The 9,712-nt window shown below is 34.7% G+C and carries 8 protein-coding genes; 6 read left to right on the top strand and 2 right to left on the bottom strand.

Annotation, left to right across the window (positions count from 1 at the left end; genetic code table 11):
- Window positions 1-227 precede the first annotated feature (227 nt).
- A complete protein-coding gene (locus QWT87_RS20565; RefSeq protein WP_302718548.1) occupies window positions 228-590 on the bottom strand; it encodes a hypothetical protein in 363 nt (120 codons plus the stop codon).
- 33 nt (window positions 591-623) lie between these two features.
- Window positions 624-968 (bottom strand): zinc ribbon domain-containing protein YjdM, encoded by a 345-nt coding sequence (locus QWT87_RS20560; RefSeq protein ID WP_076395707.1) that lies wholly within the window; start codon window positions 966-968, stop codon window positions 624-626.
- 56 nt (window positions 969-1,024) lie between these two features.
- On the opposite strand from QWT87_RS20560, the gene QWT87_RS20555 reads away from it, so the two are divergent.
- The 6 genes from QWT87_RS20555 to QWT87_RS20530 all read left to right on the top strand — a co-directional run bounded on the left by QWT87_RS20555 (window position 1,025) and on the right by QWT87_RS20530 (window position 9,649).
- Window positions 1,025-1,357, top strand: a complete 333-nt coding sequence (locus QWT87_RS20555; RefSeq protein WP_302718545.1) for a hypothetical protein — start codon at window positions 1,025-1,027, stop codon at window positions 1,355-1,357.
- A gap of 69 nt (window positions 1,358-1,426) precedes the next feature.
- Window positions 1,427-2,632, top strand: coding sequence for an RsmB/NOP family class I SAM-dependent RNA methyltransferase (locus QWT87_RS20550; protein ID WP_076395703.1), 1,206 nt, complete (start codon window positions 1,427-1,429; stop codon window positions 2,630-2,632).
- A 521-nt stretch (window positions 2,633-3,153) separates the two neighbouring features.
- On the top strand, window positions 3,154-4,818 hold the full coding sequence (locus tag QWT87_RS20545; protein WP_302718543.1) for a GLPGLI family protein: 1,665 nt from the start codon (window positions 3,154-3,156) through the stop codon (window positions 4,816-4,818).
- A gap of 324 nt (window positions 4,819-5,142) precedes the next feature.
- Window positions 5,143-6,816: an asparagine synthase B gene (asnB, locus tag QWT87_RS20540; protein ID WP_302718550.1), complete on the top strand. Its 1,674-nt coding sequence runs from the start codon at window positions 5,143-5,145 to the stop codon at window positions 6,814-6,816.
- Between the two features lie 272 nt (window positions 6,817-7,088).
- Window positions 7,089-7,901 (top strand): hypothetical protein, encoded by an 813-nt coding sequence (locus tag QWT87_RS20535; protein ID WP_084196489.1) that lies wholly within the window; start codon window positions 7,089-7,091, stop codon window positions 7,899-7,901.
- 341 nt (window positions 7,902-8,242) lie between these two features.
- The gene (locus QWT87_RS20530) at window positions 8,243-9,649 is read left to right on the top strand and encodes an MFS transporter (RefSeq protein ID WP_302718540.1); all 1,407 of its coding nucleotides are present in this window, start codon (window positions 8,243-8,245) and stop codon (window positions 9,647-9,649) included.
- The last annotated feature ends 63 nt before the right edge of the window (window positions 9,650-9,712 follow it).

Raw genomic sequence — 9,712 nt, 5'->3', positions numbered from 1 at the left:
CTAAAAACTTTATAATCATCACATTTTACATAACTTACTGTGGATTTGTGGATAAAAAAATATACAAACATAAGAATCAGGTTTAAAACTTTTTCTTACATTTGTATATCAACAGCATAAGGAAATTTTTGGTTAATACTCTTTCTGCCTCCTGAGACGAAATCCGTTTATTCTAGACAAACAATGCCGTCTCTTGAAAGATTACACTGTCCAATTCTTTCCTTTTTTTATTGCTTTATTTTCTTCTTCTGATAGAAAAATCCTCCAATTTGAAGTAAAAAGAATATAGATAACGAAACAGCATTTAATACTTGTTTATAATCTTCTGAATAGACACAATAAAAAACCGAAAAAATAAAAAGCATAGAAAAAGTAACCCCAAAAGCATTTTCGGAATTACCTTTATATAGAAAAAACAAAACATTTTCTGTAACCAGACTATATATTAGTAAGATAACATACAGTAAAAATATAAAAACCAATGCCAGAACACCACCTTGACCTTCTATTTTAAAAAACATAAGGAAAGCAATGCAGGATAAAATAAATCCTATGACACTTGCAGCAATATTCCTTAAAATGTTCTGCATTACAAAAATTTAAATGCTGAAATTTGTTAAAAATTAAGCCTTTTTCACAAATTCAGATTTCAGTGCCATAGAACCGAAACCATCGATTTTACAGTCGATATTATGATCGCTGTCCGGTCTCAGACGGATATTTTTAACTTTTGTTCCTGCTTTTACAGGTTTTGGAGCTCCTTTTACGGGAAGATCTTTAATAACCACCACAGAATCTCCATCCTGAAGCTCGTTTCCGTTAGAATCTAAGATTTTCCCTGAATTTGATGCATCTGCGCTTTCTTCTTCGGGATTCCATTCGTAGAAACACTGGGAACAAACCATCATATTATCGCTCGGATAAGTAAACTCGGAGCTGCATTTTGGACAAAGTACAGTATCACTCATATTTTTAATTTTTTGCAAAGTTAATTTTTTAATATCTTCAATTAAAATTTAATAACATGAGATATACACGTAGATTTTTAATTTTTATTTCTTTAGTCCTGTTTTTCAGGTTATTTGTTCAGATATTTAATGAGGTTGCCTTAATTCCTAATTACACAATGACATTTGTTGATGAAGAAATTTCCCAAGTCGACCATTTTCAGAATTTAAATGAATCTAAAGAATATTCAAAATCCCAGATTTACAAATATCAGAAAATCAACAAAGAAAGATCAGATAAAGCCAATTCGCAGCTTATAATGATCGTTGTTTTGGTTATTATTCAGTTGTTTTTCTATTTTTCCAACCACAGAGAAAGCCCAAAGCAAAATTTTGAATTCACAGACTAAAATTTTGAGACAGAAATTCTCAGCAGAAATTCGTACTTTTGCAGATTCAAAATAGCAGAACCCAATTTTATGGAATTGATACACAGAAACCTGGCAATCGGAATTCACGATGCTTTGCAGGAAACATTTTTCGAAAAAAATAAATACGCCGATAAAGTAATCGAAAGACTTTTGAAAGCGAATAAAAAATGGGGAAGCCAGGACAGAGCAGTGGTTTCTGAGATTTTCTATAACATCATCCGTTGGAAAAAACGCCTTGAATATTACATGGGGGAAGGTGTAAAGCCCAACAATATTTATAAATTAATCATTGCTTATCTTCTTTGGAGCAAAACGAACTATAAAAAATTTGAAGAATTTGACGGAATAAAAATCGCCGACATTCTTACCAAACTGAAAAAAGGAACCGTTCCTACAAAAGCAATCGAGCATTCTATTCCGGAATGGCTTGCCGAAACTTTAGAAAAAGAACTCGGTGAAAAGTGGGAAAAAGAAATGTATGCTTTAAACGAGCAGGCTCCGACGGTTTTAAGAGCAAATTCTCTGAGAACAACAACGAAAGAGCTTATCTCTGATCTTTCTGATGAAAACATCGTTTCTTATCCTATTAAAAATTATCCGGATGCAGTACAATTGGAGGAAAAAAAGAATGTTTTCCTGACGACTGCTTTTAAAGAAGGATTGTTTGAAGTTCAGGATGCATCATCTCAAAAAATCGGGTATTTCCTTGATGTAAAGGAAGGACAGAGAGTTGTAGATGCTTGTGCAGGTGCAGGAGGAAAAACGCTTCACTTAGCCGCTTTGATGCAGAATAAAGGACAGATCATCGCACTGGATATTTTCGAATGGAAACTTGCCGAACTGAAAAGACGTGCAAAAAGAGCCGGAGCGCACAACATTGAAACCCGCATGATTTCTGATAATAAAGTAATCAAAAGACTTCATGAAAAAGCAGACCGATTATTGATCGATGCTCCATGTTCAGGTTTGGGCGTTTTAAAAAGAAATCCGGACAGCAAATGGAAAATCGATCAGGCTTTTATCGACAGAATTAAAATTGAACAGCAGCAGATTCTTCAGGATTATTCTAAAATGCTTAAAAAAGGAGGAAAAATGGTGTACGCAACGTGTTCTATTCTACCTTCTGAAAATAATTTGCAGGTTGATGAATTCATCAGAAACAATCCGAACTTTAAAATGATTAAAGACGAAAAAGTAATGCCAAGTGAAGGCTATGACGGATTCTATATGGCTTTAATTGAAAGAGTTTCTTAAAAAACATTCTTTATATAATGAACAAAACTACTCTTTTCAGGGTAGTTTTTTTTGTTATACTCTTCATTACAAAAGACAATTGTAACGAGATTTTTAACGTTCTCAAAAGAATAAAAATCAAAGATGTTTAAAAACTGTTGTGGTCTTTTTCATCTCTGTCAAGTAACTTAAACAACTTCAGTTCGGGATAAGAAATAAATTTAAATAATTGGCTTATAGCATCATATTAATTTATCACAGAGAAAAACAAAAGATTTTTTTACTTATTGAAAGTTGGTAAGCTAAACAAAGACACTTCGTTTATTTAAAAAAGACAAAAATGGTATTACTTTGATAAGTTTTACGCCTTTGTATATCTTAAAAGCTGAATTTTTGATAATTAAATCTCTTTGTTTAATCCTTGCGGTTAAGAAGATTTACCCCAAAGTCAGGTTAAATAAGAATTCTGCTAATCTTTTGTAGCTTTTGTGGTTAAAAAATGAATTTCTAAAGAATTATCTTTGCTAAAACCATTTCAAATTATGCATCTAAGAATTTTAGTAAGCTTCTTTACTTTTTTATGCTGTTTATCTTTTGCACAGACGTACGAAGTACAGTACCTCAGTTCATCCAACGGAAAAGTTTTAACGGAACAGTCTCCCACTTTAGTCTGGGCAAATGAAAAGGGAAATTTTATCCTGAATAACAAAATCAGAGAACAAAAAGCAGATTTCCCTTTCGAAATTACGAAAATTGAAAAACCGATGAATACGGTGATTTCTTATGCGTTTTTAAAATCTGACGAAATTATTTCAACTTCAGACAAAGAATCTGTGGCAAAACAGACTTTTGAACTTACCAATGAAACCAAGAAAATTTTAGGCTATACCTGCAAAAAAGCAGTTACCAAAATCAATTCCAATACCATTGAAGTCTGGTACACCAACGATCTGAAAATTCAGGGAGGACCTTCTGTAATCGGGCAAAATCTGGGTTTTGTTCTGGAAATTGAAAGAAATAAAAACTCACTGATCACCGCTCAATCGATTAAAAAAGTTAAGAAAACTGACATTGATGCTATTCTGAAAGGATCGATTAATTCAACCGATCAGTTAGGTTACAGAGATCTTTTGTGGAAAAGCAGATTCACTACCCTTAAAGTTTTTGATCATGAAACCATTAATTTTTCAGATGAATCTAAATCTGATGAAAACATAAAAAGATTCGCAAACGGAACCATTATTCTGAAAAAAATTAAGTTCCCGAAAATTTCTGAAGGTGAAAATATTTTCGTTGAATTAAAACAACAATCCAACGGCGATGCTTACGACAGAACCGGAACCGTATTTTTTGTACCGCAGGACAAATCGCAGTCTTTTTTCGACGGACTGGAAAAAGGCGTAAAGACACTTCCAGTGTATGAGAACGGAAACGGAAAACAGTATTACGGAATTACAGCAACGGAAAATTACAATCCCGCGGTAGAAATGATGAGATTTTTCACGGCTTTCGGAATCAATAAGTTTAATCATATTCAGTTAAAAGATAAAAACTGGCAAACGATCAGTCCGTATCGTGAAGATATTACAGACCTTAAACCTTCTCTTTCTGAAAAGGAATTATGGATCGGAACATTCATTGGAAATTACGATAAAGGCGGTCATAAAGTAAGTCTGGAAATCACCATTCACAAAAGCGATCAGACCGTTTATAAAAACAATACGGTTATTCCTTTATTCAACACTTTAAACATTATGGAAATGGCGGGACAGGACTATTCTACCATGTTTAATAATGATAAAGGGCTATTTGTAGAGTTTACTTTAAAAAAGGATCTGAAAAATGCCCAGTTGAAATATACAACAACCGGTCATGGAGGCTGGGAAAACGGCGATGAATTTGTACCCAAAGCCAACTCGATCTTTTTAGACGGAAAAATGACTTTTTCTTTCGTGCCATGGAGAACCGACTGCGGATCTTATCGTCTTTATAATCCGGCTTCAGGAAATTTTCCGGACGGACTTTCTTCATCAGATCTCAGCAGATCTAACTGGTGTCCTGGAACAGTTACTAATCCCAATTTTATACAGCTTGGAGATTTAAAAGCCGGAAAACATACCATTCAGGTAAAAATTCCGCAGGGCGCAACCGAAGGAACAAGCTTCAGTTCGTGGAACGTTTCAGGAGTTCTGTTAGGTTCCGAATAAAAACAAAACCTTCTCGCAAACTGAATTGCAAGAAGGTAAAAACACAAATGATGAAAAAAAATTATTTCGAGCCACAAAGTAAGGGTTAAAATTTGTAGAATAAATTACCATACATTAAGAAATATCTCATAATAATTTCGTATGTAATGAATAAATTAGAGATCTGAGTTAAAAAAATCAACTAAAATCATATTTTCAATTTAAAATAATTAAATTTTTACTTCATTTCAAACTAATTAATTAAAAATATTAACTTATTTAAAATTTTTATTGTTATTTTTAAACCACTATTCTACTTTTGTTTCAAATTAAATGAAAAAAAAAATGTGTGGAATTGTATGTTTGTTTGACGCCAAACAAAAAACTGAAATGTTAAGACCTCAGGTTCTTGAAATGTCTAAAAAAATTCGTCACCGTGGTCCGGACTGGAGCGGAGTATTCCAGAATGATAAAGTGGTTTTCTCTCATGAAAGACTTGCGATCGTAGATCCTACTTCGGGAAAACAGCCATTATTTACCAAAGACGGAAAAATAGTTCTTGCCGTGAACGGTGAAATCTACAATCACAGAGAACTGAAAGAAGAATTTCCTGATTATGAATTTCAGACACAGTCAGACTGTGAGGTTATTTTAGCTTTATATCAAAAATACGGAAAAGATTTTGTTGAAAAATTAAACGGTATTTTTGCCTTTTCTTTATATGATACAGAAAATGATGTGTATCTCATTGCACGCGATCACATGGGAATCTGTCCTCTATATCACGGCTGGGATAAAAACGGAAACTATTACGTTGCTTCAGAACTGAAAGCGCTGGAAGGAGTTTGCAAAACCATTGAAACTTTTTTACCGGGACATTTGGTGTACAGCAAAGACGGAAGCGAACTTCAGCAGTGGTACAAAAGAGACTGGGAAAGTTTTGATGCCGTAAAAGATAACAAAACGGATATTGAGAAATTAAGAAAAGGACTGGAAGATGCGGTTCACAGACAATTGATGAGCGACGTTCCTTACGGAGTTTTGCTTTCAGGCGGATTAGATTCCTCCGTAATTTCTGCGATTACGGCAAAATTTGCAAGACAGAGAGTGGAAAGCGGAGATACACAGGAAGCGTGGTATCCGAGATTGCACAGTTTTGCAGTAGGTTTGGTAGGATCGCCGGATTTGGCAGCAGCTCAGAAAGCAGCAGAACACATCGGTTCGGTTCACCATGAAGTTAATTTTACCGTTCAGGAAGGTCTGGATGCGGTTCGTGATGTTATTTATCATCTGGAAACGTATGACGTAACGACAGTGAGAGCTTCTACGCCGATGTATCTTTTGGCAAGAGTGATTAAATCGATGGGGATTAAAATGGTGCTTTCGGGAGAAGGTTCAGATGAACTGTTCGGTGGTTATTTATACTTCCATAAAGCTCCGAATGCGAAAGAATTCCATGATGAAACCGTAAGAAAATTAGGAAAACTTCACCTGTATGATTGTTTAAGAGCCAACAAAGCGTTGATGAGTTGGGGAATTGAAGGGCGAGTTCCTTTCTTAGACAAAGAATTTATGGATATCGCCATGACCGTGAATCCAAAAGATAAAATGGTAAGTGCTTCCGAAGGAAAAATTGAAAAGTGGGTTCTGAGAAAAGCTTTCGAAGATATTCTTCCGGAATCTATTGTCTGGAGACAGAAAGAGCAGTTTTCGGATGGAGTTGGTTATTCATGGATTGATACTTTAAAAGCGGTTGCTGAAAAAGAAGTAACGGACGAAATGATGGCAAATGCAAAATTCAGATTCCCTTTAAATACGCCTCAAAACAAGGAAGAATACCGTTACAGAACAATTTTTGAAGAGCATTTCCCAAGTGAAACTGCGGCTGCAACAGTTCCTTCGGTTCCTTCGGTTGCGTGTTCTACGCCAATTGCACTGGAATGGGATGAAGCGTTCAAAAACATGAACGATCCGAGCGGAAGAGCGGTAAAAGTGCATGAAACGTCTTATGGTGAGTAGATTCGGAAGTATGAGAGTGTGAGCGTTTTTTGAGTTTTTGAGATATTTTTTATTATTCCCTATTTTTGGTTAACAAATAGAAGATGAGCATTCTGAAACGAAATCCTGAACTCTAAAAATCTAAACTTTACATAAAAATTTATCAATCCTGTAGCAATACAGGATTTTCTTTTGCATTTACCTTAATAATATTGTCAGAATTTAACCGTTAATCAAATATATTATCTAATAAATAATTATATTTGGAAAACGAAAATATCAATTATAAAAAAATGAGAAGAAACATTACTATCTTATTTGCTTTATTATCCATGACTTTTGCTTTCGGACAGGGAAAATATGGTAAATATCTTAGCTCCAAAAAACTGGCAATGGTGTATAAAAGTGTGAAAGATGGCGATAAAGACGACTTCTACCAACAATATTACTGGCTGGTAAAAGCGGAACAACTGAAAACGTATCCTCATCTTAAAGATATAAAACCGAAAGTTTTATATGAATTTGTAAAAAAAGTGAATCCTCAGAATCCGACTAAAAAACTGGATGCAAGAGGTAAAGAACTTAGAGAAACCGCAGAATTATCTTTAAACCAGTATTTCAAAAACAAAAATCTGGATAACAATTCTGTTTTAATGTACAATCTGGAAACGTATGTAGATCCTTCTAAAGGACAGTATTATACAAAAGTTGATGCAGAAAAGATCAAAGAACTGGTTCCGAAAGAGCTTTATGCTTTCAACTCCAACAACAGAAATACAGGAGAAGATAAAACCTATTATCTTTGGATTAATAAAGAAAAAGACGATTTCAATATCGTAGACATTATTCCTGAAGAGAAAGAAAATAAAGCGTTCTATGCGAGAGTGAAGCAGTATCTTCCAAGCTATAAATTCTCAAAATATGTTCCTTCTGTGAAAAAAGGTACAAAAACGGACAGAACAGATGCAGATTTCTACTACATCATGCCGTTTGAGCAAAACACAGATAACATCGAATACAAAACAAAAGATTTCAAAACTTTCGAATTAAGCCAATACAGAAAAGCCGGCGAAGAGTGGAAAGGGGTTGAAAAACCAAGAAAATAAATTAAAAAGTCCTGTGAAGTTTCGCAGGACTTTTTTGTTGGAATATTTTTAACATAAATGACACAAATTTTTGCACGAATATTCACAATTGCTCGTAAAATTTAAGAAAATAGAATATTATAAATATTATTATTGATAACATCAAAAAAAATCAAAATAGCTAACAGTTCAGGAGTATCAGGAAAAATATTGCGGCAAATAGATTTCTCGTTCGTGGAAATAACAGCTTAATCCATCGATTAACATCTTCTCTTTATTAAAAGGAATAAAAATTGCTCTGAAAATTACATTCTCATTTTTTTTGAACCAAACAAATCTGGAAGCTTTTCCAGTAAAAATACATGTCAGAAACACTTTCGCAGCCTCAAAATTCAGTTAAAAAAATTCTGCCGCTGATTCTTGCAACGGCTATCTTCATGCAGATGCTGGATTCCACTATTCTGAATACTTCCCTGCCTTCCATCGCAAAAGATCTTCAGGAATCTCCGCTGAATATGCAGAACGCCATCATCAGTTATGTACTTACATTAGCCGTTTTTATGCCGGCAAGCGGATTTCTGGCAGACCGTTTCGGAACCAAAAAAGTATTTATATTTTCCCTGATTCTTTTCAGTCTGGGATCTCTGTTCTGTGCCATGTCTCAAAATCTTACACAGCTCGTTATTTCCCGTGTCATTCAGGGGATTGGAGGAAGTTTGATGACGCCTGTCGGAAAATTAGCTTTAATTAAAACTTTCGATAAAAGCGAATTATTAAAAGCGATGAACTTTGCCATTATTCCTGCACTGATCGGTCCCGTTCTCGGCCCTTTGGTGGGAGGTTATATGGTAGATTATCTTTCGTGGCACTGGATTTTTTTAATTAACATCCCGATTGGAATTCTGGGAATTGTTTTAGGCATAAAATTCATGCCCAATTATACATCCAAAGATGTAGATTTTGATCTGAAAGGATTTTTGATCTTTGCAGCAGCCTCTCTCCTGCTTTCCATTGCTTTGGAACTTTTCGGAGATATGCAGAATACAACACCGGTTCTGGTCATTTTCATTCTAGGATTTCTTTGTCTCTACTACTATTACAGACACGCCAAACGTGATGAAAGTCCTATTTTCCCTTTAAATTTGTTTCAGGTAAGAACTTTCAGAGTGGGAATTGTCGGAAATCTTGCCACCAGATTGGGAATCAGCTCTGTTCCGTTGCTTTTACCGTTGATGATTCAGATTGCGTACAAACAATCGGCGGTAACTTCCGGATGGATCATCGCTCCGATGGCTTTAACTGCAATGTTCGGAAAATCGTATGTGATAAAAATCTTAGACCGTTTTGGTTACCGACAGACTTTAATGACGAATACTTTTATTATCGGAACGCTGATCTGTCTTCTGGCAATTCCCGATATCAATACGTCACTGTATTGGTTTATTCCTATTATTTCCATTTTAGGATTCTTTAATTCCATCCAGTTTACTTCCATGAATACGATTTCTATTGCGGATCTGCGAAATTTTCAGACCAGCAGCGGAAATTCACTTATATCCGTTAATCAGCAGCTAGCCATCGGATTCGGAATTGCTTTCGGATTAATTGTACTTAAAATTTTCGAAAATACTGATCTTATTCACGGAGAAATCCACAACGCTTTCCGATTTACTTTTCTTACTGTCGGAATTCTAACGATCATCTCCGGATTTATTTTCCGCAGGCTTCATATTTCGGATGGGAAGAATATGAAATCGAAAGAGGATTGATAAAACAAACCGATTTGTCAATTTGCTAATTTAGGCAAAGAAAAAATCAATTGTTCATTGATT

It is taken from the genome of Chryseobacterium urinae, from assembly GCF_030518295.1.
GTDB lineage: Bacteria > Bacteroidota > Bacteroidia > Flavobacteriales > Weeksellaceae > Chryseobacterium > Chryseobacterium mucoviscidosis.
Note: the sequence above shows the minus strand (reverse complement) of the source record. Positions and strands in the feature narration are given on the sequence as shown.

What these genes read in the sequence shown, in the direction of transcription:
- QWT87_RS20565 (WP_302718548.1), bottom strand. Translation starts at nt 590, where the DNA reads ATGCAGAACATTTTAAGGAATATTGCTGCAAGTGTCATAGGATTTATT.
- QWT87_RS20560 (WP_076395707.1), bottom strand. Translation starts at nt 968, where the DNA reads ATGAGTGATACTGTACTTTGTCCAAAATGCAGCTCCGAGTTTACTTAT.
- QWT87_RS20555 (WP_302718545.1), top strand. Translation starts at nt 1,025, where the DNA reads ATGAGATATACACGTAGATTTTTAATTTTTATTTCTTTAGTCCTGTTT.
- QWT87_RS20550 (WP_076395703.1), top strand. Translation starts at nt 1,427, where the DNA reads ATGGAATTGATACACAGAAACCTGGCAATCGGAATTCACGATGCTTTG.
- QWT87_RS20545 (WP_302718543.1), top strand. Translation starts at nt 3,154, where the DNA reads ATGCATCTAAGAATTTTAGTAAGCTTCTTTACTTTTTTATGCTGTTTA.
- asnB (WP_302718550.1), top strand. Translation starts at nt 5,143, where the DNA reads ATGTGTGGAATTGTATGTTTGTTTGACGCCAAACAAAAAACTGAAATG.
- QWT87_RS20535 (WP_084196489.1), top strand. Translation starts at nt 7,089, where the DNA reads ATGAGAAGAAACATTACTATCTTATTTGCTTTATTATCCATGACTTTT.
- QWT87_RS20530 (WP_302718540.1), top strand. Translation starts at nt 8,243, where the DNA reads ATGTCAGAAACACTTTCGCAGCCTCAAAATTCAGTTAAAAAAATTCTG.